At 64.7% G+C, this 25,168-nt stretch carries 22 protein-coding genes; 3 read left to right on the top strand and 19 right to left on the bottom strand.

Going from position 1 to position 25,168, the window contains the following annotated elements:
* Positions 1–4: 4 nt before the first annotated feature.
* Genes cobA through NUV99_01635 form a run of 4 tightly spaced genes read right to left on the bottom strand, consistent with a single transcriptional unit; the run spans position 5 to position 4,452 of the window.
* Positions 5–1,525, bottom strand: coding sequence for a uroporphyrinogen-III C-methyltransferase (cobA, locus tag NUV99_01650; GenBank protein ID MCR4418843.1), 1,521 nt, complete (start codon positions 1,523–1,525; stop codon positions 5–7).
* Positions 1,516–2,472 (bottom strand): hydroxymethylbilane synthase, encoded by a 957-nt coding sequence (gene hemC / locus NUV99_01645; GenBank protein MCR4418842.1) that lies wholly within the window; start codon positions 2,470–2,472, stop codon positions 1,516–1,518. Before hemC ends, cobA begins: the two co-directional genes overlap by 10 nt.
* Positions 2,465–3,829 carry a glutamyl-tRNA reductase gene (gene hemA / locus NUV99_01640; GenBank protein ID MCR4418841.1) on the bottom strand — a complete coding sequence of 455 codons (1,365 nt, stop codon included), beginning with the start codon at positions 3,827–3,829 and terminating at the stop codon, positions 2,465–2,467. The genes hemC and hemA overlap by 8 nt, the downstream gene beginning before the upstream one ends.
* Positions 3,805–4,452, bottom strand: coding sequence for a bifunctional precorrin-2 dehydrogenase/sirohydrochlorin ferrochelatase (locus NUV99_01635; GenBank protein ID MCR4418840.1), 648 nt, complete (start codon positions 4,450–4,452; stop codon positions 3,805–3,807). Before NUV99_01635 ends, hemA begins: the two co-directional genes overlap by 25 nt.
* 272 nt (positions 4,453–4,724) lie before the next feature.
* Here NUV99_01635 and NUV99_01630 point away from each other — a divergent pair, with 272 nt between their 5' ends.
* Positions 4,725–5,561 carry a radical SAM protein gene (locus NUV99_01630; GenBank protein ID MCR4418839.1) on the top strand — a complete coding sequence of 279 codons (837 nt, stop codon included), beginning with the start codon at positions 4,725–4,727 and terminating at the stop codon, positions 5,559–5,561.
* An 82-nt stretch (positions 5,562–5,643) separates the two neighbouring features.
* On the opposite strand, the gene NUV99_01625 is transcribed toward NUV99_01630, so the two are convergent.
* The 5 genes from NUV99_01625 to galU all read right to left on the bottom strand — a co-directional run bounded on the left by NUV99_01625 (position 5,644) and on the right by galU (position 12,090).
* The gene (locus NUV99_01625) at positions 5,644–5,769 is read right to left on the bottom strand and encodes a hypothetical protein (protein MCR4418838.1); all 126 of its coding nucleotides are present in this window, start codon (positions 5,767–5,769) and stop codon (positions 5,644–5,646) included.
* Between the two features lie 29 nt (positions 5,770–5,798).
* Positions 5,799–7,775, bottom strand: a complete 1,977-nt coding sequence (locus tag NUV99_01620) for a hypothetical protein (GenBank protein ID MCR4418837.1) — start codon at positions 7,773–7,775, stop codon at positions 5,799–5,801.
* A 20-nt stretch (positions 7,776–7,795) separates the two neighbouring features.
* A complete protein-coding gene (locus NUV99_01615) occupies positions 7,796–8,761 on the bottom strand; it encodes a polyprenyl synthetase family protein (protein ID MCR4418836.1) in 966 nt (321 codons plus the stop codon).
* A 5-nt stretch (positions 8,762–8,766) separates the two neighbouring features.
* A complete protein-coding gene (locus tag NUV99_01610; GenBank protein MCR4418835.1) occupies positions 8,767–11,163 on the bottom strand; it encodes an O-antigen ligase family protein in 2,397 nt (798 codons plus the stop codon).
* Between the two features lie 63 nt (positions 11,164–11,226).
* Positions 11,227–12,090: a UTP--glucose-1-phosphate uridylyltransferase GalU gene (galU, locus tag NUV99_01605; GenBank protein MCR4418834.1), complete on the bottom strand. Its 864-nt coding sequence runs from the start codon at positions 12,088–12,090 to the stop codon at positions 11,227–11,229.
* Between the two features lie 284 nt (positions 12,091–12,374).
* Here galU and NUV99_01600 point away from each other — a divergent pair, with 284 nt between their 5' ends.
* Together NUV99_01600 and NUV99_01595 are read left to right on the top strand one after the other, a co-directional pair.
* Positions 12,375–13,397, top strand: a complete 1,023-nt coding sequence (locus NUV99_01600; protein MCR4418833.1) for an MBL fold metallo-hydrolase — start codon at positions 12,375–12,377, stop codon at positions 13,395–13,397.
* 139 nt (positions 13,398–13,536) lie between these two features.
* Positions 13,537–14,817, top strand: coding sequence for an acetyl-CoA C-acetyltransferase (locus NUV99_01595; protein ID MCR4418832.1), 1,281 nt, complete (start codon positions 13,537–13,539; stop codon positions 14,815–14,817).
* Here the strand turns inward: NUV99_01595 and NUV99_01590 are convergent.
* The 10 genes from NUV99_01590 to NUV99_01545 all read right to left on the bottom strand — a co-directional run bounded on the left by NUV99_01590 (position 14,814) and on the right by NUV99_01545 (position 25,139).
* The gene (locus NUV99_01590) at positions 14,814–16,022 is read right to left on the bottom strand and encodes a VWA domain-containing protein (GenBank protein MCR4418831.1); all 1,209 of its coding nucleotides are present in this window, start codon (positions 16,020–16,022) and stop codon (positions 14,814–14,816) included. The two genes, NUV99_01595 and NUV99_01590, sit on opposite strands and share 4 nt — an antisense overlap.
* Positions 16,023–16,061: 39 nt before the next feature.
* Positions 16,062–16,934, bottom strand: a complete 873-nt coding sequence (locus tag NUV99_01585) for a MoxR family ATPase (GenBank protein MCR4418830.1) — start codon at positions 16,932–16,934, stop codon at positions 16,062–16,064.
* A 36-nt stretch (positions 16,935–16,970) separates the two neighbouring features.
* A complete protein-coding gene (locus NUV99_01580) occupies positions 16,971–17,111 on the bottom strand; it encodes a hypothetical protein (protein ID MCR4418829.1) in 141 nt (46 codons plus the stop codon).
* 147 nt (positions 17,112–17,258) lie between these two features.
* Positions 17,259–18,158, bottom strand: a complete 900-nt coding sequence (gene ubiA, locus NUV99_01575; protein ID MCR4418828.1) for a putative 4-hydroxybenzoate polyprenyltransferase — start codon at positions 18,156–18,158, stop codon at positions 17,259–17,261.
* Positions 18,148–19,587, bottom strand: a complete 1,440-nt coding sequence (locus tag NUV99_01570; GenBank protein MCR4418827.1) for a menaquinone biosynthesis decarboxylase — start codon at positions 19,585–19,587, stop codon at positions 18,148–18,150. The genes ubiA and NUV99_01570 overlap by 11 nt, the downstream gene beginning before the upstream one ends.
* Positions 19,557–20,378, bottom strand: coding sequence for a bifunctional demethylmenaquinone methyltransferase/2-methoxy-6-polyprenyl-1,4-benzoquinol methylase UbiE (ubiE, locus tag NUV99_01565; protein MCR4418826.1), 822 nt, complete (start codon positions 20,376–20,378; stop codon positions 19,557–19,559). Before ubiE ends, NUV99_01570 begins: the two co-directional genes overlap by 31 nt.
* Positions 20,375–21,100: a polyprenyl synthetase family protein gene (locus NUV99_01560; protein ID MCR4418825.1), complete on the bottom strand. Its 726-nt coding sequence runs from the start codon at positions 21,098–21,100 to the stop codon at positions 20,375–20,377. The genes ubiE and NUV99_01560 overlap by 4 nt, the downstream gene beginning before the upstream one ends.
* 157 nt (positions 21,101–21,257) lie before the next feature.
* Positions 21,258–21,635, bottom strand: coding sequence for an adenosylmethionine decarboxylase (speD, locus tag NUV99_01555; GenBank protein ID MCR4418824.1), 378 nt, complete (start codon positions 21,633–21,635; stop codon positions 21,258–21,260).
* Between the two features lie 25 nt (positions 21,636–21,660).
* Positions 21,661–23,874 carry a hypothetical protein gene (locus NUV99_01550; GenBank protein ID MCR4418823.1) on the bottom strand — a complete coding sequence of 738 codons (2,214 nt, stop codon included), beginning with the start codon at positions 23,872–23,874 and terminating at the stop codon, positions 21,661–21,663.
* Between the two features lie 137 nt (positions 23,875–24,011).
* On the bottom strand, positions 24,012–25,139 hold the full coding sequence (locus tag NUV99_01545; GenBank protein ID MCR4418822.1) for a glycosyltransferase family 4 protein: 1,128 nt from the start codon (positions 25,137–25,139) through the stop codon (positions 24,012–24,014).
* Between the last annotated feature and the right edge of the window lie 29 nt (positions 25,140–25,168).

Here is a 25,168-nt window from a genome sequence, read left to right as displayed (position 1 = left end):
CTTATCATGTGGAACGCTTGAAGTATTCCACCAGGGCCCCGACCAGTCCTTCGGCGGTGTACGGGCGGGCTTCGACGTCTACCCTGAGCCCGTATTCCCGCGCGGCCTCGCTCGTTACGGGCCCTATGCTGGCCACTGCGGCTCCCCCCAGCAAGGAAGCAGCCTCGTCCCCGAATAGCTCGCAGTAGTGTTTTACCGCCGAAGGGCTGGTAAAGGTAACGGCCTGCACCCTCCCCGCGGACAACAGCCGGCGAAGCTGCTCGGGATCGTTCCGGGGGCGTGCGGTCCGGTAGGCCGTTACTTCTTCTACCACGGCGCCCATTTCCCGCAGGCCCCGCGACAAGACCGGCCGCACAACCTCGGCCCGAGGAAGCAGTACCCGCCGCCCGGCCAGATCGTGCTCCGCCAGGGCGGCCAGGAGGCCCTCCGCCCGGTACTCCGGCGGCAGAACCTCGGGTCGGAGCCCAAACGAGCCCAATGCCCGGGCGGTAGCCGGGCCGATGGCCGCGATCCTGGTTGCGGCCAGGCTACGGGCGTCCCGGCCGCGGGCAAAAAGACAACCGAAGAAGGCCTCTACCCCGTTGGCGCTGGTGAACACCAGCCAGTCATACCCTCCCCTCGCGGCCCGCTCTACCGCCCGCTCTAAAGGCCGGGGATCCGAAGGGGGCGCGACCTCCAGCAGGGGAAATTCCAGGACCTCCGCTCCCAGGTCCTCCAGGGCCAGACGGAGGCCTTCGGCCTGGGAGGCGGCGCGGGTGACGACGATGCGTCGGCCGAACAGCGGCTCCTTTTCCTTCCAGGCCAGGGTCTGCCGCAGTTCGACCACCCTGCCCACCACCGTCACCACCGGGTTCGACAGCCCGGTCCGGGCCACCTCTTCTTCTATGTTCGCCAGGTTGCCCACCACCGTACGCTGGTCGGAGGTGGTGCCGCGCTCGATTACCGCCACCGGCGTGTCCGGGTCCAACCCCTTGTCCCGCAGCCGGGCACAGATGCGGGCCAGGTTCTGGCGGCCCATGAGGAATATCATGGTGCCGCAGGCGTCACCCTCCGGGGGAGGCGCGAGCGCGGGATCCTCCCCTTCCTGCCGGTGACCCGTCAGGACGGAGAAGGCGGAGTTGAAGCGGCGGTGGGTCACGGGTATCCCGGCGTAGGCCGGCACGGCCACCGCGGCCGTGACTCCCGGCACCACCCGGAAGGGAATGCCGCTTGCGGCAAGAGCCTCGGCCTCTTCTCCTCCCCGTCCGAAGACAAAGGGGTCCCCGCCCTTGAGCCTGACCACCACCTTGCCCTGCCGGGCCTTGTCCGCCAGCAGCCGGTTGATATCCTCCTGGGTAAAGGCCTTGGTGCCCGGCTCTTTTCCGACATAGATAAGTTCCGCCTCCGGCGGGGCGAACCGCAAGAGCTGAGGATTGACCAGCCGATCGTACACTACTACCTGAGCCTTCCTGAGGCAGGCCTGGCCCTTGAGGGTAAGGAGACCCGGATCGCCCGGTCCCGCGCCTACCAGGTATACTATCCCGATTCCATGTCCTTACCTCCCGAGGGACGGATCCGGCCGAGGATTCCCTCCCCGCCCCTGGCCAGCAGTTCCCCGGCCAAGGCCCGGCCCAGGCTCTCGGCATCTCGGACGGCACCGTGCCTTTCTCCCCGGATTAGCTCCCGGCCGTCGGCGCCGGCCACCAGGCCCTCCAGGTAAAGCGCCCCCTCCTCTACGTAGGCGTGAGCCGCGGCGGGTACCTGGCACCCGCCCTGGAGGGCGGCCAGGAACGCCCTCTCGGCGGTCACCGCCGCGCCGGTAGGCGCATGGTGCAGGGGCCGCACCAGCTCGAGGATGGCCTCGTCCCCCGCCCGAGCCTGTAGGGCCAGGGCTCCCTGGCCCGCCGCCGGAAGACAGATTTCATGAGAGAGATACTCGGTGATCCGGTCGGCGAGGCCCAGTCGTTCCAGGGCGGCCGCGGCCACCACTATTCCGTCCAGTCTCCTTTCCTGCATCCGGAGCAGGCGTGTAGGTATGTTTCCCCGGAGATCCTCCAGCACCAGGTCGGGTCGCCAGTGGCGGAGCTGGGCCTGGCGGCGAAGACTGGCGGTTCCCAGCCGCGCTCCCGGGGGTAGGGCGGAGAACTTTAACCCGGCCGGGCACACCAGCGCATCCCTGGGGTCGGCCCTTTCCGTAACCGCGGCCAGAATCAGCCCCGGGGTAGGCTCGGTGGGCAGGTCCTTCAGACTGTGCACCGCCAGGTCTACCTGGCCTGCCAGGAGCGCCTGCTCCAATTCCTTCACGAAGACGCCCCGGCCGCCTATCTTGGCCAGGGGCACGTCGGAAAGCTTGTCGCCCCGGGTCCTTACGATCCTGAAGCTAACCTCCAGGCCGGGCCAGTATCGCAGGAGTTCCCTGCCGACGTAGTCCGCCTGCCGGCGGGCCAGCTCGCTGCCCCGGGTACCGATGGTTATCCGCGTCTTCCTAGCCACCGTCCTGTGCCCCGCCCTTCGGTAGCCCCGCCTGGCAGAGCCCTCCCGTCTCCCGCCCGGTCGCACCCGCCGGGATCTCATCCGGTGAGACCTCGTCGGATAGGGCGAACAGTCTCTGCAGGGCCTCGGCGTACGCCGCTCCGTCCCCTTCGGCGGCCAGGCGTTTGAGATTGACCACCGGGTCGTGAAGGAGCTGGCTTACTATGGAAAACGCCATCCGGGTGATTATCCGCTCCTGCCGCGGATCCACCTTCCCCAGACGGTTAAGCGCCCGCCTTACCTCCGCATCCCGTATGGCTTCGGCCTTTCTCTTTAGGGCGGTTATGGTGGGAACCACGGAAAGGGTTTTCATCCAGGTGGCGAAGGCGTCTGCTTCCTCGCCCACTATGCCCCGCGCCCGGTCGGCCAGGCTCCGCCTCAGCGCCAGGCTGTCTTCCACCACCTGCTCCAGGTCGTCGATGTCATAAAGGTAGACTCCCGGCAATTCGGCCACTGCGGGGTCCACGTCTCGAGGTACGGCAATGTCGATGAAGACAAGAGGCCGGCCTTGCCGCTCGGAAAGCACCCCGGCCACGGCAGACCGGCAAACCACCGGGTGCGGGGCGTCGGTGCTGCTTATTACTATGTCCGCGCGGGCGAGGTGTTGAGGCAGCCGGTCAAAACGCACGGCCTCTCCGCCCAGCCGCTCGGCCAGATGCAACGCGCGTTCGTGGGATCGGTTGGACACCAGGACGGCCCGGACTCCCGCCCCCACCAGGTGCGCGGCCGTGAGCGATCCCATCTTGCCCGCCCCGATAACCAGTACGGTCCGGCCTTCCAGGCTACCCACGATCCTTCTCGCCATCTGGACGGCGGCGTAACTCACCGAAACCGGGTTCTGGTCGATTCTGGTCTCGGTTCGGACCCGCTTGCCCACGCTGACCGCCTGTTGGAAAAGGGCATTCAGCAGCCGGTCGGCAAACCCGCGTTCGCGAGCCCACTCGTGGGCCCGCCGCACCTGGCCCAGGATTTCCGTCTCCCCCAGGAGCATCGAGTCCAGCCCGGAGGCCACACCAAACAGGTGATCTACCACCGCCCGCGAACGCTTGACGTAGAGGAGGGGTCGCAGTTCCGCCAGCGGCAGCCCGCAGATCTCGCGCAGGAAACCCACCAGGATTTCCTCGGCCTCCTCGGCAGCGGCTACGGTGACGTAGGCCTCCGTGCGGTTGCAGGTCTGAAGCCACACGCACCCTGAAGCCCTCAGCCCTTCACGAAGCCCGGCAAGGACCAAAGGAAGCCGCCCGGGGGGCAGCGCCAGCTTTTCCCGTACCTCTACCGGCGCGGTACGGTGGTTTACGCCCGCCATGAGGAGGTCCATTGTCTCACCCGCTGCTCCAGCTCCTTTCGACCGGCCAACAACCGGTCTAGAGGCTCCTTGTCCACCAGTCTGAACCAGAGTTCCCGCCTGACGCGAGCGTCCGAAACCTCTTCCCGCAGCCAGCGCCTTAACCGGCCTACGGTCAACAGCAACTCGGCGTATTCCGGACCCAGCTCCCGGGCCAGTTCGTCCCGAATACGGCGGGCCAGGACGGGGCTCAGCCCGCTGGTGGAAACGCTTACCACCAGCGGCCCCTGCCTCAGGGTAGCGGGCACCAGAAAATTGCCCTGCTCGGGCTCGTCCACCACGTTCACCAGCAAGCCGCGCCGTCGCGCCTCCTGGGCTACCTGGGCGTTCACCCCGGAATGGTCGGTGGCGGCTATCACCAGCGTCATTCCTTCCAACATGGCCGCATGGAAGGCGCACTGATGGTATACTATCTGCCCCCGCTCGGCCATCTCCTGCAGCTCGGGCGTGAGGGTGGGGCTCACCACCTCGACCTCCGCCCCGCATTTCAGCAGGACGACCACCCTTCGCTCGGCTACCTTTCCGCCTCCTACTACCAGGCACCTCCGGTGCTCCAGATCGAGGCAAACCGGATAATAAGACTTGGGACCGTCCATCCTGCCGATCCCTCTTTTCCACCATGTTCGGTCTTTCCTATCAGGCTGACCGAAAGGACCGCCGCCCTGATTCTATTTCGGCGTGCCGTGCCCGTCAACCAAGGGCGGGACGCCGGTCTTGCGGCTTACGTTTTCCGCCGAGGCGTGAGCGCGGAGCCGGCGCGGGGAACGGGGAAATGAATGCCGGGAAAGTGGAAATCGGGGCACATAAATGCTATGATCAAGCCGGAACTAAGAGGTAACGTTCCCCACGAAGGGAAGTGGCGCCTCCGGTGCTCAACCGTCCGCCTCCGGGACCCGACCCCGGCCTGTTTCTGCCGGGAATAGAAATAGGGCTGAAGACCTGCCGAACCGCCCTCAATCCCTCACGTATTCCCGGAGTGGACTACTGTCTCAACCCCTATACCGGCTGCACCCACGGGTGCCTGTATTGCTATGCGGCGGGTATGAAAAGCCAGGCCGGGGAGGGTCGGCGCTGGGGAACCTTCGTCGAGGTGAAGACCAACTTTGTGCCCTGCCTCCTCCGGGAACTGCGGCGTACCCGGAGAGGCAGTGTGATGCTGGCCTCGGTGACCGACGCCTATCAGCCGGCAGAGCAGAAATTCGGACTGACCCGCGAGTGCCTGGAGTTGTTGAGAGAGAGTGAGCTGGAGGTCGGAATCCTCACCAAATCCGACCTGGTGGTTCGCGATCTCGATCTGATCAGCTGCCTGCCCCGGGTTAGCGTCGGCTTCAGCCTGACCGCAGCCGATGACGCCCTGGCACGCCTGCTGGAACCGGGAGCCCCGCCCACCTCCTGCCGCCTGCGGGCCCTGCAGGCCCTCGCCCGCCGTGGCGTGTGCACCTGGATTTTCGTGGCCCCGGTCATACCCGGACTGACGGACACTCCGGAGAACCTTTCCAGGCTGATCAGAGCCGCTTATGCTGCCGGGGCGCAATCCGTCTCCTACGACCCCCTCAACCCCTATCCCTCGGCGGTGACGAACCTCGAGCGCCTGCTCGGGCGTCACTTCCCCCGGCGGCTGGAGGCCTTCCGCGCGGCCCTTCGCGATCCCGGTGCCTACCGTCGCCGTCTGCGTCGGCTTTGGAACCAGATATGCCCCTCCTAGCGCCTGCGATACCCGGGGGAACGCCACCGCCTCCGGTTGATGGGTGAGGGCACTCGGGCCCCGATGCCTCCCCGGCGCGGTCCTATTTCTTGCCCGGCTTGGCGTCCTTCCGGCCAAAACTCTCCTTTTCCCCGCATTCGGGACATTTTTTCGGCCGGCATCGGGCATCCTTCTCGTAGCCGCACTGCCGGCATTGCCATACTGCCATCGCTCACACCTCCCTTTTCCCGGCGCGGGTTATTCCCACCCGACGAATACCTCGTCCCCATCCTTCAGAGGATCGGTAAAGTTCGCCCTTTGCCCGTTCAGCCTTACTACCAGTACCGTCTTCCCCGGCGGAGGATCGGTATCCACCCGGGCGTAACGCAATACGTCAATTACCATGGGCTCACCCGTTTTGGGCAAGGGCAGTTGCAAGGGTTTCCCGTTGAAGGTGACGGCCAGGGAAGGCGTCTCTGCTTTGCCCTGTTCGCCTTCCCGAGCGTCCCCCGCAGCCGGAACCAGGTTGAGGCGATCGCCGTCCCGTATCGGCTGGCCCGGTTCCGCCGTCCGGCCGTTGACCACGATCCTGTCGCCGGCGCTCAAGGACCGATTGAGGTAACGCAGTACAGCCTCCACCGTGGAATAGTCCTCGTAGGTGATACGCGCGTTATCGGTTACCACCGTGTCCGGCTCGACTTCCACCCCGTTCATCCACACCCGGGGGTGCAGGGTAACCGGCCGATCTTCAAGGTATACGGTTTTGGCAGTACCGTCAGGCAAGAGCTCACCCACGGTAACCCGGGGCTCCTCCCCCGGCTCGGGCAGTCCCACCTCAACAGCGTCTCCGTAGCCGACCGGGCTGTCCAGATTGGCCGGCCGCCCGTTTACGGTGATGGTTGCCGGGCGGCCGATACCTCCCCTTATGAGCCTCAGCTCGCCGTTCACCTCTACGGTCAGACCCCTTCCCACCCCGCCGTACAGCTCTCGCAGGCCGATGCCCGCAGCCAGCAGGGCATCCGCCACCGTGGCTCCCCCACCCTTGAGCAGTCGCACGGGCCGGCGATTGACCTGGACCTGGGCAAAATCCAATACCTGGTTTCCCTGGGTGGCCAGGGCTATGCCCAGGGCAGTGATCGCCTGGGCCGGCTCAATGCCCTTAATGGCGCCGGAGACCTGCGGTACGGCCTCCAATCCTCTCACCGCCACCCGTTGGGGGGAGAGTTCCAGCCACCCGGCCAAGGCTTCGGACAGGCCCGGGGTGAGGCTGCCGCCACCGATGAGAATCACCGCCTGCGGCGCCTTGCCGTTAAGACCGATTATCTCCTCGGCAATATGGCGGGCGATTTCCCTCACCGTCGGCTCAATTACGGCCACCAGTTCCCCGGCTGACCGGGTGTGCGTCTGGCCTACCACGTCCCGGAAGGTGACCTCGCCGCCGCAGCGGAGACGGCGCTTGACCGTTTCTCCCTCGTAAAAGTCCACCAGCAACTCGCGGCACAGGCATTCGGTCACCTCATCCCCGGCCAGCGGCACCATTCCGAAGGCTACCAGGGCACCCTCTCGCGCCACGGCCACGTCGGACGTGCCGGCCCCCACGTCTACCAGGGCGAGATTGAGCTGCCGCATGGTGGGGGAGATCACGAGGGACCCGGCGGCAATGGGCTCCAGAGTCAGGCTCTGCACGGTGAGCCCCGCCTGTTCTACCGCCGAGTACAGGGAATCAATAACCACCCGGGGCAGGAAGGTGGCCACCACTTCCGTCTCTATCGTGTTCGCCCGCTGGCCCACCGGATTCCCGATGGCGCTGCCGTCCAGCCAATAGCCCACTACGCTGTAGCCCACGCAATGGTACTCGTTCCAGGCCGCGTCGCTGCGGGCCAGGAGGCGCAGGGCTTCCTGGACGGCCTCAATTTCCAGGGCCAGTACCTCCTCCCGGGCCACCGGTCTGGTGGTGGATACCCGCTGCCCGGAACGGGCCCGTTGGGTGCGCAGTGCCCTGCCCGCCGCAGCCACCGCCACCTCCTTGAGTTCCTTCCCGAGCCTTTTCTCCAGCCGCGACTTGACCCTGGCTATGGTTTCCGCCACTGCGAGAACGTCATGTATCTGGCCGTCCAGCATGGCCCTCTGACCGTGCTCTTCAACGGCCGAGGCCCGGATCCGCCAACCCGACCGTGCGGGCTCCACCACTACCCCCACGACCACCCTGGTACCGATGTCCAGGGCAAAGACCATATAGCTCCCCCCGACCGCTCTCAGAAACGCCTGTGACCTACAAAATCGGCTACCGCCACGAGTGCCTCCAGGGGTTGACCTTTGGGGAGGCCTTCCAGCTTCCGACGCGCCTTCTCCAGATACCTGGCGGCCACTCGGCGGGAAAACTCCAGGGCTCCGGATTCGCGGATCAGCTCCAGCACCCGGGTTACGGCACCCTCGTCCAGGTGCCGGCCGGAGATGACCGCAGCCAGTTCCTCCTTTCGGGAACTCGAGCGCAGGGCGTATACCGTAGGGAGCGTAAGGATGCCTTGACGCAAATCGCTGGCCACCGGCTTACCCAGCTCTTCTTCGCTGGCCACCAGGTCCAGGATGTCGTCCGTAATCTGAAAGGCCATTCCCAGGTAATAGCCGTAGGCCCCCAGCCTTCTAGCCACTTCCTCCGCCGCTCCCGCCACCAGGGAGCCCAGGGCGCAGCTCGCGGAAATGAGGAGCGCGGTCTTGGCCTTGATCCGGGAGAGATAATCCTTCAGGCCCTGGCGCACATCATACTCGGAGGCCATCTGCCGGATTTCGCCCTGGCACATATTCACGCTTACCCGGGCCAGGGAGGAGGCTATCCGGTGATCCTGGTACTGGGCCACCAGCACCAAGGAGCGGGCAAAGAGGTAATCGCCCGTGTGCAGGGAGAGTTGATCGCCCCACCGGGCCCTTACCGTCGGCCGGCCCCGGCGCGTGGGAGATTCGTCTACCACGTCGTCGTGAACCAGAGTGGCCATATGGATCAGTTCCAGGGCTACGGCCAGGGGAAGCAATCGCCTTACGGAGGCATTGCAGAGCCTGCCCGCCAGAAGGGCCAGGGCAGGCCTCAACCGCTTACCGCCGGCCGTCAGCAGGTGGGCCGAGGCCTCGGCCAGTACCGGAATGCCGATACCGGCAATCTGGCGCTCGAGTTCGGCCTCCACCTGGCGCAGATCTTCCTCTATGAACTTGAGGAATTCCGGCATATGCTTCAAGGATGCTGCTCCTTCATACCCGATAGGGTGAGCGCCTCCTCCAACTCCCGATAGCTCTGCACCAGCTCCGGATTCAGGGCCTCGGCCTTCTTCCGCAGCTCATCCGCCTCGGCCGAGTGGTTGAGCCTGCGGTGCGTAAGGCTGGCCCAATATGAAGCTTCGGCTTGCAGCTGCTTGTCCTTCAAGGGGCGGGCCAGCACTTCTAACGCCTCCTCAAAGCGCTCCAGGCCGTAGAAGGCTATACCGGCGGTGAGCTCCATGGCCGGGGTAACCTCAAGCCACGGCCGCCCGCCCTCTTTCCAGAGGCGGACCAGCTCCGGCGAGAGCCCGGCCGTCAGCGAGCGCACCTCTGAGGGTATCGCCGCCGCTCTTTCCAGATAATGCTTGGCCTGGTCCCGTTCACCGGCCGCCAGGTAGCTCAGGCCGGCCATGGCCGCGGTTCGTCCCAGGTTCTCCCACCCTTCTCTTGTCCAAGGGGCAGCCCGACAGGCCTTCTCCATAATCTCCACCGCCTGATCCGGGCGGCCTGCCTGCCAGGATACCTCGGCCGCACGCGTGAGTACCCGCTGGTTGAATCTATCCTTGGCCACTGCCTTCCCGGCCAGCGCCAGCGCTTCCCGAACGTTCCCCCCAGCCGCCAGAAGGCTGGCCCGGTCGACCAAATAGGCAGAGCGGAAGGGATCAAACAGGGTCGCCAGCCGGAAGTTTTCCAGGGCCGCCGCCGGCTGGCCGGTCTGCAGAGCCGCAACCGCCTTTCGGGCGTAGGCCTCGCCCAAGAGCAAACTTGCCGGCAGCCAGGCCACCAGCAGGGCCACCACCACGGCCCCGGTCAGGAATCGCGACCGTACCCGCAAATATTCTTGCCGCCGCAAGAAATAGTTTTCGCGGCCGAATTTGCGGTCAAGACCCCGGGTGAGCCCGAAACAGGTCCAGAGCACCAGGGAAACCGCACCCAGTGCCAGGTCGAAGTCCAGCATCGCGTGCAGGCCGAGGGCCAGGGCGGCGCAGAACACTGCCCACTGGAGGAAGCGCTCGTCATCGGAGCCGCGACGGTAGTTGGCCACGACGGTAACCAGGAAGCAAACCCACAACCCGGCCAGAACCGCCAGACCCAGACTGCCCACCTCGGTCCAGATCTGGAAGTAATGGTTGTGCACCTGGGTCGAGGTATAGTAGTAGCTCTGGAAACTCTGGTATGCCGCCTCCCAGGCGCCTCCCCCCCACCCCAACCAGGGCCTGGCCTGCACCAGCTTGAGGGCGTCCAGCGACCACTGCAGCCGGGTGGCGGCACCGAAGGTTTCCAGGCTGATGTCCTGGAGGCGGGAGGCCAGGTGTGCCGGAAGCAGGTTCTGCAACCATCCGCCTGCCGGCCGACCCGCCAGCCTCAACACGAGCACGGCCGCCAGTGCGGCCGAGGCGCCCACCGGGGCCCACACCCACGCTCGCCGGCGGCCGGATGCGGCCCACCGCACCACTTCGTACACCCCCTGAACCGCCACGGCCGCCAGCAGGCTCAGCACCAGCCACTGCCAGGCCGCCTGCTGCTGCCCGGCCAGGATCAGGGGAAGAAAACGGCTGCTGGCCATCAGGGCCGTCGCCCAGCTGCCCGCCACGTGCACCAGGAGGGGCACCCTTGTTCCCCTGGGCGCGCCCAGGAGAAAGACGGCCAGCACCGCCGGGTAAAGCAATAAACCGCCGCGCGACCCGGTGCCCAGTAATACGGTAAGCAGCAAGGAGGTGCCCGCAGCCAGGAGAAACCGGCCGATTCGTCCGGCCCGGGCCCATAGGAGCCACCCAAAGAAGTTGGCCGCCGTAAGGTAGCTGGCCAGAGCGTTGGGATACTGCAGGGTGGAATATATCCGGCCGCCGACGAACCCGTCCTTGATAAAGACGACGCCCAGGGCTACCAGGACCCCCGCCAGCGCCACCCCCGCGGCCGCCAGGTACACGCTCGCCACAAGTATGTACCCGGGTCTTTCCTCACGACCGAGCTGCCCGACCATCCAGAATACGAGAAAGTACAGCGTTATCTTTACGACCTCTGCCACCGCCAGTCGCTGGCTCGCCGCCCCGAAGGCACTCACCGCGTACAGGACCACCAGGGCCAGGGCAAAGTAGTCCATGGGCTTGCCGAAGACCGACACTTCCTGACGGCGTATCTTACCCCACCATACCAGCAGGAAGGCCGCGCAGGCCAGGAGCAGCGTCCACTGCTGCTCGGTCTGGAAGAAAAGGCCCCGCAGGTACGGCGAATAGATCAGTATGGCCGCCAGCACTACCAGGGCCGCCCGGAACTCCCTGGGTGGAGCCTGAACGGCCTCCGCCCCGGGAGCGGTCTTTCGCTCCGGACGACGTTGCTTGGGTACCGTGCGCCGTTTCTGTGATCCGGCCAAACTTTGGACCCCCCTCCGGGGAATTAAGATTTCCTTCCCTTCGGGTCGATTTCCTGCCGAAAATCAAAAAATCGACCCGCGGAGAAACTCCCTAAGGGCGGGCCCGAGGTCGGGACGACCCAAGGCGAGGGTTACGGTGGCCTGGAGGAAGCCCAGCTTATCCCCCAGGTCGAAACGCCGTCCCCGGAATCGGTAACCGTAGACCGGGTATTCGCGGGCCAGGAGCCTGAGCGCGTCGGTCAGCTGAATCTCGCCTCCCGTTCCGGGGGCCGTGGTCGCCAAGAGAGGGAAGATCGACGCCGGAAGAATGTACCGGCCGACTACTGCCAGGCGGGAGGGTGCCCGCTCCGGGGATGGTTTCTCTACCAGATCCTCGATTCGATACACATCCGGCTCCACTTCCACCGCCTTTACTATGCCGTAGCGAGAGGTCATATCCGGAGCCACCTCTTGCAGGGCAACTACCGCTCCCGGCCACCTTTCCCGCACGGCCAGCATTTGCCCGAGGCAGGGTTCCCCGGCCGTGATGAGATCGTCCGGCAGCACCACCGCGAAGTCTTCTTCTCCCACGAACGCCCGGGCCAGGAACACGGCATGCCCCAGACCCAGAGGCCGGGGTTGGCGCAGGTAATGCATTTGGGCCAATTCCGAGAGGGCGTGGATCTCCTCAACCAGTGCTTCTTCGCCCTTTTCTCGCAGGGCCCGCTCCAGTTCCGGTGAAGCATCGAAGTAGTCCTCGATAGCCGTCTTGTTGCGGGCGGTGATGATAAGGAAGCTTCGGATACCGGCCGCCACCGCCTCCTCAACCACGTAGTGAATGGCGGGCCGGTCCACCAGGGTCAGCATTTCCTTCGCCTGGGCTTTGGTTGCCGGCAGGAACCTCATGCCCAACCCGGCGGCGGGAATTACCGCTTTGGTCGGCCGCATTGCGCCCCCTCCCTTCTCGAAGCATGGGTGATCTTCCTGCGGGGTAATCTTCGCCGTACCGGTATGCTTGTTCCTCCTACGCCGAACAATTGGAGGACCCGTTCCGGACGGAGCAGCTCACGCGCCTGCCGGAAGCGGGTTATCCCCGGTTTTTGCCGGCAGGTGGCGCCGCCCAAGGACCGGATACACGCGTGGTTACCATACCGGTTGAACTGAGCTTGTTCGGAGGTTATAATTAGGGTAGCCCGTCTTGCCCCAATCTCAAAGAAAGGTGGGAGACGTTGTTGACTTCTAACCTGCCCCCTACCCGTCCCCAAGAGTGCGCCCTGGAAATCATCGAGGATGTATATCGGTGCAAGATTCCCATCCCTAACAACCCGTTGGACTACGTAATGTCTTATCTTATCAAGTCCAGGAACGGCTGCACTATTATCGACGTGGGTTGGGATACACCAGAATCTTTGAGCGCCTGGGAGAAACAGCTCGGGCAGTTGGGTCTCAGTCTGCAGGACATCCGGCAGGTCGTCATCACCCATCTTCACCCCGATCACTACGGCCTGGCCGGCAAGCTGAGACAAATCAGCGGAGCTCAAATCGTTATGTCCGCCCCCGAGGCGGAGCAGTTAGGCGCTCGGTACGAGAACTACCACCGCCTGCTGGAAGAGGTGGCCGAATTCCTGCTCCGAAACGGAGTCCCGTCGGAAGAAGTCCCGGCCCTCCAGAGTGCCAGCCTTCCCGCCCTGGAATGGGTGGTGACGGCGCGGCCCGATCGGGTAGTGGAAGAAGGAGATGTATTGGAAGCCGGGCCACTGCGCCTCCAGGTTCTGTACACGCCCGGTCACACGCGGGGCCATATGTGCCTGTACGCGGCCCAGGAGAGGCTTCTCTTCTCCGGGGACCACGTCCTGCCTACCATTACCCCCAACGTAAGCCTCAACCCTCAATCCTCGGCCAACCCCCTAGGTGATTATTTGAAGGCCCTGGGACGCATCGAGGAATTAGAGGTCAACCTGGTACTTCCGGCCCACGAGTTCGCCTTCTCCAACCTGGCGGAGCGGGTCCGGGAAATCCAGGAACACCACCGCCGGCGCCTGGAAGAGATTCTGGGCCTTCTGGGGGGTGAGGCCAAGACCGCCTATACTGTCGCCTGCCGCGTGAATTGGGATACCGGCCCCTGGGAGACTCTGAGCAACTGGAACCGGCGGGCGGCGGTGATGGAGACTCTTGCCCACCTGGAATACCTGCGCAGCGAAGGCAAGGTGGCCTCGCTCAATTCGACAGAGCAAGTCCTTTACCACCGCGCCTAGACCCGGGTTGGTAGTCGAGGGCCTGAAACCCCAGGCCCTCGTTTTTGTTTGCCCGTCCCGGCCGTCTCCGGCGCGGAGAGAGGATTCCGCTGCCGTCCCAAAGAATTATATTGCTAGCCTAAGCTGAGGAGGTTGATCCATGCCGGACGCAGTAATCGTCAGCGGAGTTCGGACCGCAATCGGTAACTTCGGTGGCGCACTCAGGGACGTGCCGGTGGCACAACTCGGAGCCATCGTGATCCGGGAGGCCATGCGCCGGGCGGGCCTGCGGCCCCTCCGGGACCCCGAACTCTTGGCCCTGGCGCCGAGTACCTTTGCCGACGGCCAGCCAACCGAGCTGGAAAAGAAGTACTATCGGTGGCCGGAAGATCTCAAGGAAGTAAGAGTGGACGAAGTAATAATGGGCAACGTGCTCCAGGCCGGACAGGGGCAGAACACCGCCCGCCAGGCGGCCATCTACGGCGGTATGCCCAAGGAGGTAAACGCGTTTACGGTTAACAAGGTGTGCGCCTCGGGGCTCAAGGCTGCGGCCCTGGCGGCGCAGGCCATCCGCGCGGGAGAAGCCGAGGTAGTGGTGGCCGGAGGTATGGAGAACATGAGCGCCGCTCCCTATCTCTTCCCCCAGGGCCGTTGGGGAGCGCGCATGTTTAATGCGATAATGGTAGACGGCATGGTCTACGACGGAGTGTGGGAGAGCTTCTACAACTACCATATGGGAATGACCAGCGAAAACATCGCCGAAAGGTACGGGATAAGCCGCACCGAACAGGACGAGTTCGCCCTGCGCAGCAACCAGCGGGCGCTGGCGGCGATAAAGAACGGCGTCTTTAGCACCGAAATCGTGCCGGTGGAGGTAAAGGAAAAGAAGGGCACCCGGGTATTTGACACCGACGAGCACCCGCGCGAAACCTCTATGGAGGCGCTGGCGAAACTGCCCCCGGTATTCAAAGAAGGGGGTACCGTCACCGCCGGCAATGCCTCGGGTATCACCGACGCGGCGGCCGCCCTGGTAATCATGAGTGCCGAGAAGGCCGAACGTCTGGGTCTGAAGCCCAGGGCCCTGATCCGTTCCTATGCCGCCGGCGGGGTAGAGCCTGCCTTCATGGGCTTGGGCCCGGTCCCGGCGGTAAAGAGGGCGCTGAAGCTGGCCGGGCTGACTATGGGCGACATGGATCTCATCGAGTTGAACGAGGCCTTTGCCTCTCAGAGCCTGGCCGTGATGCGGGAACTGGACATGGACCTCGAAAAGACCAACATTTACGGGGGAGGTATTTCCCTCGGACACCCCATCGGCTGCACCGGGGCCCGCATTCTGGTCACCCTCATGAACGGACTGGAGCGCAGTAACGGTCGCTACGGCCTGGCCACCTTGTGCATCGGCGGAGGTCAGGGCATGGCGATGGTCATCGAGCGGCTCTAGCGGCGGACCAGAAGCTTTTTCACGGCCTGGGTAAGGCCGTCGACGGTCAGTTCGTACATGGGAAATACGCGCCGGATCAGGTTCAGGGTTTGATGCCCGTAGACCGTATCCCATTCCCCGGCGGGAATGGGATTGAGCCAGACGTTATGGGAAAAGTGCCGGGCCAGGCGTTCCAGCCATACCAGGCCCGGCTCCTCATTATACATACCCCACCAGATGATGCCGCCCGGCTGGGTCAGCTCGCTGGGAGCCATGCAGGCATCTCCCACCATGATGAGCTTGTAGTCCCCGCCCAGGTTCTTGAGCACCTGGTCGGTCTTCACCGAGTTGCGCGGGTGGCAGGCGTGGTCCAGGTAGAGATAGTCGTAAACGCAGTTGTGGAAGTAGTAGAAGCGCAGATCCTGGAAGTGGCTGGCCCGGTGCACCGCCGTAAAGAGCTGGCTGCAGAGCCGGCTGTAGGGGACCATGGAACCGCCTACGTCCATCAGGAGCAACACCTTGACCTTGTTCTTGCGTCCGCGGGTCCAAACCAGCTCCAGGAACCCGCCCTGCCGGCAAGTCTCCCGAATGGTTCCGTCCAGGTCCAGCTCGTCCTTCGGCCCCTCCACCTTCGTACTCAACTGCCGCAGGCGCCGCAGGGCCACCTCGAACTGGCGCACACCCAGGGTCTCGTCGTCGCGGTAGGCGCGAAACCGCCGTTCGGCCGCCACCTTGACCGCCGATCGGGCGTGGCTTTCCCCTCCCACCCGGATCCCGCCGGGATGGTAGCCGGAGTGACCGAAGGGCGAAGTCCCTCCCGTGCCTATCCAGCGGCTTCCCCCATGGTGGGCCTCGGTCTGCTCGCGCAGCCTTTCCAGAAACTGGCGCTGCAGCTCCTCCAGATCAACCTCTTCCTGCAGCCTGCGCCACCGCTCCAACTCCTCAGGGCTGATACCCCGGGGCGGCAGGGGATTGGCAAGCCACTCCCACACCTTATCCAGCAGCGCTTCCGGGGTATCGATCCCGGAAAAATACTTGAGAAACGCCACGTCGAAGCGATCGAAATGAGCCTCGCTCTTTACCAGGGTAGCGCGGGCCAAATGGTAAAAGGAGTTCAGATTGGCGTAGGACAGTCCTTTGGCCAGACCCTCCAGAAAGGTCATCCACTCGGTGAGCGTGACCGGAACTCCCTCGGAGCGCAAAAGGTAAAAGAAGTCGGTGAACACGGCTGCCTCACCCCTTCTGCGCCGGGCCGTCCGGGCCGGTTAGCGCGGCCACCCCCGCACCACGCCCGGCCGGGGGCTGCCGCCCACCCCGTAGGCCTCCATATACTTGTGGACCAGATCCAAATCCTGATTCTTCTTGAGGAGCACGCCCAGGAACGGCAATTCCTTGGTAAGACGATCCGGCTTCACTCCGCCGATCACTAAAGCCTGAAGCCAATCCAGAAGTTCGCTGGTGCTGGGCTTCTTGAGGAGGCCGGGCACTTCCCTGAGCCAGTAAAAGGCGGCAATGGCCTGCTGCACCAGCCTCTCCTCCAGATCGGGGAAATGAACCCGCACGATCCGGGCCATCATTTCCTGATCCGGAAAGGCAATATAGTGGAACAGGCAGCGCCGCAGAAAGGCGTCCGGCAGTTCCTTTTCCGCGTTGCTGGTAATCACGACGATGGGCCGGTGCTTGGCGGTCACGGTTTCGCCGGTTTCGGGGATAAAGAAGCTCATCATGTCCAGTTCCCAGAGCAGGTCGTTGGGAAACTCCAGATCGGCCTTGTCGATTTCGTCGATCAGCAGTACCACCGGGTCATCGGAAATAAAGGCTTCCCCCAGCTTGCCCAGTTTGATGTACTGTTTGATGTCCGATACGTCCCGGTCCCCGAACTGGCTATCGTAGAGCCTCTGCACCGTGTCGTAGACGTAAAGGCCCTCCTGGGCTTTGGTTGTGGACTTGATACTCCAGATGATCAGCCGGAGCCCCAGGGCCTTGGCGATGCTCTGGGCCAGCATGGTCTTGCCGGTGCCCGGCTCACCCTTGATGAGCAAGGGGCGTCCCAGGGCCACGGCTACGTTTACCACGTCCTGCAGGTCCCGATCGGCGATGTAGTCATCGGTACCGCGATACACCGGTAGCTTACCCACCGGCCTCACCTCCTAGGGCTTTCCCAAACCTTGCTGCTAGTGCGCCGCCTGCTCGGTCTGTACTCCTTCGGCCGCGCCGGAGTGACCGCCGTGTTCGGCCAGACCGTTGACCCAGCTAAGAAACACTCCCAGCCCCAGCCAGACTACTGCCGCAACCACCAACGACCAGCGCCTCAAGGTCTGATCCTCCCGTCCTTTTTTTGCCGCTTCGCATTATACACCATGTAACGGCTCCTGTCTAACCCCGGAGCCTGCCGCAGGACTTCCCGGGGCTCCGCCCTGTCGAATCCGCCGGCCGGGCAGTTCCGCATCCGGCCTCCGGCCTTATCCTTGCGCCAGAATCCGGTCTGCAAGCGCAAAACCAAACATCAAAACGCTCAGATATCCATTCACGTTAAGAAAGGCATAGTTCAGCCGGGAAAAATCGACCGGCGAAACCAACCGGTGCTCGTAAGCCAGCAGGCCCGCGCTCAGCGCCACCCCGGCCAGGTACCACGCCCCGGCCCCCGCAGCCACCCCGGCGGCCGCCAGGAGCAGGGGGACGGCCACGTGGTTGATCTTGGCCCAGGTTAGGGCGATCCGGGGACCGAAGCGTGCCGGGAGTGAATGCAGCCCGTAACGCCGGTCGAATTCGATGTCCTGACAGGCATATACGATATCGAACCCGGCCACCCAGGCCGCAACCGCCGCCCAGAGCCACAGGCTCGGTCCGTCCACCACCCCGCGGACGGCTACCCAGGCGCCGAGCGGTGCCAGCCCGTCCGCGCCCCCGAGGATCCAGTGGCAGCCCCAGGTCCAGCGTTTCGTGTAAGGGTAGACCACCAGTACGGCTACCGCCACCGGCAGGAGGTACAAGCACAGACGATTGAGCATCAGAGCCGCCCAGAACAGGACCGCCAGGGCAACAAGGGCAAGCGCCCATACCTCACCCGTCCTGAGCAGTCCCCGGGGCAGCGCCCGCCCGGCCGTACGGGGATTAAGGGCGTCCAGGGTGCGGTCGATCAGGCGGTTCAGGCACATGGCTGCGGTGCGGGCGGCCACCATAGCTACGGTGATCCACCAGACTTCCCTGCCCGTGGGCAACCCGCCGGCGGCCAGCAGGGCTCCCAGGTAGGCGAACGGCAGGGCGAATACCGTGTGCTCCACCTTGATCAGTTCGGCCAGAAGGGTGGCCTTCCGGCCTGCAGCCCACAATCCCCTGGCCGTCGCCAGCCTATAGCCCATATTCCTTCCACCTGCGCTCCACCAAATCCTCGACTGCCCGGCTCATGCTCAGCGCCTTGGGCCACTCCCGGGAGTAACCTTCCCTCGGTCCCTTCCGGGTGGCGTCGATACCCAGCTTCCCGCCGTAACCCACGAGGTTGGGAGCGTGATCCAGGGCATCGAGCGGGCCCTGGCCCAGCACCAGGTCTCGAGCCGGGTCCACGTTAGCTCCTACCTGCCAGATGACCTGCTCCAGGTCGTGGACGTCCACCTCGGCGTCCACCACCACGATGAACTTGCTCAAGGCCAGCTGACCCAGCCCCCACAGCCCGTGCATGACCTTGCGCGCCTGCCCGGGGTATTCCTTCTTTATGGATACGATCACCCAGTTGTGAAAGGCTCCTGCGGCAGGCAGGTGCAGGTCCACCACCTCCGGCAGGAAAGTCTGTACCAGGGGCCGAAACAGCCTCTCCGTAGCCAGCCCAAGGTAGGCATCCTCCATGGGTGGGGGGCCCACCACGGTAGCGGGGTAAACGGGGTCCCTGCGGTGGGTCACGCAGGTAAGGTGCATCACCGGGTAGGGTTCGGCAGGGGAGTAAAAGCCTGTGTGGTCGCCGAAGGGCCCTTCCGTACGGAGCTCTTCGGGCTCCACGTAGCCCTCCAGCACGATTTCTGCCTCCGCCGGCACCTCTAGATCCACGCTGAGGCAGCGTACCAACGGCACCGCCTGGCGCCTGAGGAAGCCGGCCAGCAGAAGTTCCCCTATGCCGCGCGGTAAAGGGGCGGTGGCGGCATAGATGAGAACCGGATCGCCGCCCAGGGCCACGGCTACCTCCAGGCGATCGCCGCGCCTTCTCGCCTCCCGCCATATGGCCGCCCCATCCTTGTGCACCTGCCAGTGCAGGCCCAGGGTCCGGCCGTCGAATACCTGCATACGGTACATACCCACATTCTGCCGACCGTCATGGTCACGGGTAAACACCAGCGGTAGGGTTATGAAGGGACCGGCATCCTCCGGCCAGCACTTGAGTACCGGCAGAAAATCAATCGTCGGCTCCTTGCGCACGACTTCCTGACAGGGGGCTCGGCGTACACGGCGGGGCAGGTACCCGGCCATCTCTGCCCATCCCGGCAGCGCCCTTATACCCTCCCATATTCCCTGGGGGAGGCGATCCGGTCTGAGCCATTGCTTGAGACGCTCCGCCGGCTCCTCCAGGGAAGAGACGCCCAGGGCCAGGGCCATACGCTCGTAAGTGCCGAAGAGGTTGGTGACCACCGGGACCTCGAAGCCTCTGACGCGTTCGAACCACAGCGCCGGGCCTCGAGCCTTTACCACCCGCCTGGTGATCTCGCTGATCTCCAGTTCCCGATCTACCGGTGCACTTACGCGCCTTAGCCAGCCCCTGGCCTCCAGGTCGTTCAAGAAGGAACGGAGGTCCTCGTAAGCCAATCTGTCTCCTCCTCCGGACGCCCTCCTTCGGGCATGCAGCAATCCGCCGTATCCGACCAGGCCTTGGTGCCCACGTGCACCGCCGCCACCCCGCCGGTCAATTCGTAAAGGACGGAATCGACCAGACCTATTCGTCCGAACAGCGCCAGGACCTCCCTCTGGTGGGGAAAGCGCCGGACGGATTCCGGCAGATAGCGATAGGGCCCGCCGAAGCCTACGCCCAGCCGACCCAGGAAGGGCACCAGATAGTAGAAGTAAAGCTGGTAGGCCTGGCGAAAGCCGAAAGCCCCCGGCTGGGCCAGCTCCAGGGAGACCACCCTTCCCCCGGGTCTTACCACGCGGCGCATTTCCCTTAGCGTCATCTCCACGTCGGGCACATTCCTCAGGGCAAAGGCAATGGTAGCGCAGTCGAAACTGTTATCCGGAAACGGCAGGGCTACCGCGTTGCCGCGGACCAGCCTGATTACGGCACCTTCGGGGAGGCGGGCCAACCGGCGGGCGGCTACCCCCAGCATGGCCTCGGAAAAATCGAGCCCTACTACCTCGCCCCGGGGTCCGGCAAGCCTGGCCAACTCCAGGGCCAACATGCCGGTACCGCAGCACACGTCCAGGGCTCGCCCTCCAGAACCCAGTCCGGTCTGAGCGGCGGCAAAGCGGCGCCAGCGCTTATCCAGATTGAAGCTGAGCACCGTGTTCAGGAAATCATACCGGTGGGCGATGCCGTCAAACAGGTTTCTGATGAAGGCCTCTTTCTTGGGCCCGGTAAGGTCAATACCCGTCGCCGGCTTCACCGGGTTGCCACCACCAAGGCCCCTACCGTCCTCGAAAGCTTCAGCAGGGCTTCGCATTCCCTCTGCGGAGGAAGCGCCGAAAGCTCCTGCTCGGCACGTAGGAGGAATTCTCGTCTCGCTTCAGGGACTATGCCCAGCTCATACAATCCCCACGCTCGCCCCAGGTTGAAGCCGTAACGACCCAGCGTCTCGGCTTCACCGCTCGAGGCTCCGGCCACCCTGGCTCCTACCCGGCAGGCCTCTTGAAACAGCAACGCCGCCTGACGGTCGACGACTTCCAGGCACTCCGGGAAACCCCAATCCGGCCGGCCGTACCGCAGGGCTCCGCCTTCGTGAATCCGGCAAATCACCTGGGCCAGAGGCGCCAGGAATTCGAGGCAGTTGTATCGACAGAGGTAAAAGAAGAACTTTGAGTAGAGAAGGTCTCCCACCAGCACCGGCAGGCCGGGCCGCCCCTGGGGAAAGCAGTGAATCCGGGTGGCCAGGTAAATGAATTGAAAAACGCACGCCAGAGCCTTGACCACTTGCGGACGGTAATGGTAAGGCCGGGCGGAGAGTATCACCAGGGCGGGAGGGAGACTGGCGCCAAAACTGGCCAACTCCCGGCCGACCAGACCGAGAGGCACGGCTCCCTCGAGCCGCAACTCCCGGGCCACTTGGTCCCGCACTTCCTCCAGGTCTGGGCCAATGAGGGCGAAAGCCTTAGCCGCGTCCGTATCCACCTGGCCATCCTCCCACTATCGCTTAGTATTCGGCAGGAGCCGCCGAAATCCTCCCCATAGAAACGCTTAAGCCTTACGACCGCTCCGGCGTAAGGCTTAAGCCTAACTGTGGTGCCCTTGCTGGTAACTACCGGGTAATAAAATAAATATCCCCCTCCTATAAATTGGCTGCCTGCCGGAGGGCGGGCTGGAAGATACCACGCTGTACTTCGGTGGCGTTTACGTGGCTCGCCCCGAACTTCTCCGTCAGGTACCGGCAGGCCTCCCAGGGATTAACCCGCTGGCCACAGGTAAAAACGTCTACCGCCGCGTACCCCAATTCCGGCCAGGTATGGATTGCCAGGTGCGATTCGGAAATGACCACCACGCCGCTGACGCCCTGCGGGCTGAACCTATGGAATACGAACTCGCGCACCTCTGCGCCGGCCGCCAAGGCCGCGTTGACCATAATCTCTTCGATCTTCTTCACGTCGTTGAGGATGTCGAAGTCGCACCCATAGATTTCAGCCAACACGTGACGGCCCAATGCTTGCAATTATCATTCCTCCTTTATCCAGATTTCAATCAACACCCATTTTAACCCCCGGGGGGTCCTTTGTCAACAACGTCCTCTCGTCGAGTATAAGGCTCAAAAGCGGCCCGATTCCGTAAATCATCATGGTGGCCGCGGCTACAATGCCCGAATCGTTGAAGATTAGGGCGACAAAGCTTGCCAGCACCATCGCCCCCAGGCACCTGCTCAGACGCGGGAGAGCAGACCGGAACCGGTCCAGCTTCCCTACAGGGTGATAGAACAATACCGCCAGCACCACCATCCCGGCCAGGAGTGCCCGGGTCCAGATCGTATAGCGGATGAGCCGCAGGCTGGTGGAAAGCTTCCGGGCCACCATCTCCTGAAGTGCCGGCCAGCCCTGCTGTCTCACCAGATCCAGAGCGCGTCCGAAATGCGATTGCGCCGCCACGCTCTGGGCTCCGTCCCACCAGACCGCGGTTGCGGAGACCGCCACGGTTATCAGCCCAACCCACAGAACCGTCCTCCAAGCCGGCCGGGCGCGCGCCAGCAGCACGGCCGCCGTCCCAAAGGCGCAGGCCGCGGTTATCATGCCGCCGGCGTTGGCGCCGTGGGCCGGTGAGGCCAACAAGGACAGTACCGTCGTCCATATGAGGCCTGCAAATCCGGTCCGCCAGGCTTCCCTGCCCCCTTCCAACAGCACACCTCCGGCCAGAAGGGCGCTTCCCACCAGTACCCCCATGTACTCGTTTCCGATTCCGTAGTAGCGAGCACCGGACATAAGATCATAGCTGAGTAAGGCCTTCTGCTGCCACGGAGCTCCCATGAGCGTGTCGACGGTTAGGGTTGCCACCACCGCCGTTCCCAAAAACAGCCAGGCCTGCCGCCGATCCCGGCCCAAACGGGTACAGCCCAGGGTGATCAGGACGGCAAGGGTAACCAAAAGCCCGGCGTAAGCCGGAAGGGAGGGAGTCCGCACCGAAGCCAAGAGAAGGAAGGCCAGGGGTACTGCGGCCAGGAACAGGAGTGCCCCGGGCAGGACCCGGCGCGACCACACCTTGGTTCTCCCAGGCCCCAGGAAGGCAACCACCGCCAGCCCCATGACTACCATAAGTAAGGCAATGTAGGCCCTCACCAATATGGGCCGGGCGGTGCGAACCATGGCCAGCTCGCGATTCAGGGTCACGAGCTCCTCCGGCCCCCCGCGGGCCGGCACCACTCGCCACGGGCGGCCGGGCAAATCCGGCGGCACCGGCATCCCCAGAACGTCCAGGAGGGTGGGGCAGAAGTCCACCGCCGATATCAGGCCGGGCCGCCTGGTGGTGGGAGAGCTGAGCCACCCTTGCTTTACGCCTTCGCCGAGCATGAGCACCGGCACCAGGAGGTTGTTCTCCGTCAGAGCCTCCCCGCCCGGACCCAGCCCTACCAGGAAGATTCGCGTGTTCTCCGGGCTGTGCTCCTCCAATTCTTCCACTAGGGCAACCAGCCGGGACGTGAACCGCAGCTTCTCCCGTCGCACCACCTCAGGAAGAGCCCGGCTGCGATTGGCCTCAATGCGGTGACCGTCGCCGGTATCCACCACCACCAGGGCTACCCCCGGGGGAAGACGGGAGATGCATTCCAGGAGCAGTGTTTCATCGGTCATGCGGCCGAGGAGTCCGTCCCGACCGTACTTCAGGGTGCCGGAACCCACCGCGCCGAATTGCACCCGTCCCCACTCGTCGGCCGCAACCAGAGCTGCCGGCCGGAAGTACTCCTTCTCGGTGTCGCCGTTGCCGAAGGCCGCGGCGGTGCGCCCGCTGCGGCGGATCTCCGCGCCCAGACGCCCCACAATGGCCCCTTGCTTCTCGGCCGCGGCCAGCAGGGCCGGCCACCCGGGCACCACTGCCCCGGTCTCGGGTACGGGGAGGCCGGTACGCCGGGCCCAGGTGACACCCGCCTTCTCCCCTTCTTCCACCTCAGAGACGTCAAATGCCGTTGCCTCCTCGCCGTCAATCCTCAGGACCTCACCCGCTCCAAGCAGGGTGGCCGCCTGAATAGGGCTTCGGTGCGCTCCGCTGAGGTTCATGAGCCCCAGAGCCCCCCGCCGAACCAGGGCCTCAGCCTGGGGGCCGCCGTAGACGAGCAGTTCTTCCAGGGTTAACCCTTCCGTCAGCACCACCAACGCCCGGGCCGACGGCTCAGACCGGGCGGCGGTCGAACCCGGCCACAGCAGGCCCGCTACCAACAAGACCGCGACCAGCGGTCGCATCCCGCAGGCCATTCTTGCGGGTCACCTCCTCCCGTCCACCGGCGGTTTGGCCTGCCGGACTCCCCGCGAGTCCCGGGCCCAAACCGGGAGCCACGCAGACCGGGATTTCCGGTAGAAAGGCGGAAGCAACCCGGAGCCATCCCCCTTTCCTACTCCCGTCCCAGCAGGTCTCGGTATAAGGCCTGGGTGCGCTCCACCGTTTCTCTTGCCGAATACCGCTCCTGCACCGTGCGGCGCCCCTCGGCCGCCAGGCGATCGGCCAGCCCGCGATCGCGCAGCAAGGCCGTTACCGCCTGGGCCAATTCCGGCCAGGACTGCGCCGGTACCAGCAGACCGTTTCGGTGCGGACGGATGACCTCTGCCAAACCGCCGGTGCGAAAGGCCACCACCGGCCGCCGGGCGGCCATGGCCTCCAGCACCGCCAGGGAGAGCCCCTCCTGGCGGGAGGCCTGAACGTATACTGCCAGCCGGGGCAGAAGGCCCGCCGCCTCCTCCACCCAGCCGAGGAAGCCCACGCGCCCGCCCAGCCCCAACCCGCGGGCGAGCGCCTCGAGGTGTGGCCGCCACGGCCCGTCCCCTGCTATGACGAAGCGGCTTTCCGGTACCTGCCGGGCTATCACGGCGGCGGCCTTCAAGAACAGGTCCGGCCCTTTCTCCGGGATGAGCCGGCAAAAAGTGCCCACTACCGGCCCCCGGTCGAACGGCGGGGGCAGGCTCCTGCCCCGCGCCAGCACCGCATCCAGGCGCTCCAGGTCTACGCCGTTAGGAATTACCGCGATCTTCTCCGGTGGCACGCCTTCAAAGCGCCGGAGTTCCTCGGCCAGGGCCCGGCAGACGGCGATGAAGCGATCGGTGTAGGGAACCAGACGCCGTTGCCAGCGCGCCAGGAGACGCTTGCGCCACGGCCAGCCCGGCCGGGTGTAGATCAGGTTGTGGCACGTAACCAGCACCCGTACCCCGGCCCGGTAGGCGGGGTACCGCGCCACCAGACCCGCCAGCACGCCGTGGGTATGCACCAGCCTGACGCCTTCGGCCCGCAACAGGCCCTCCAACTCCCGCTGTAGCCGCCGGCGGCCGATAGGGTGCCACCCCTGACCCACGGGCAGCGGGCGAAAATCCGCGTCCAGGTCCCGGAGGGCCGCCACCAGGGCCTCTTCGGGGGTCCCGGCTACCAGCGGCCGGAAGTGGCTGCGATCCAGGTACTGCAGCAGGTGAAGCAGGTGCTGCAGCATACCGCCCCGGCAGGAACGTACCACGTACATCACGGGCACGGCCATCCGTAATCCTCCGTCCTCCAACCAAAAGC

The organism is Clostridia bacterium (assembly GCA_024653205.1).
Lineage (GTDB): Bacteria > Bacillota > DSM-521 > Neomoorellales > SLTJ01 > JANLFO01.
Note: the sequence above shows the minus strand (reverse complement) of the source record. Positions and strands in the feature narration are given on the sequence as shown.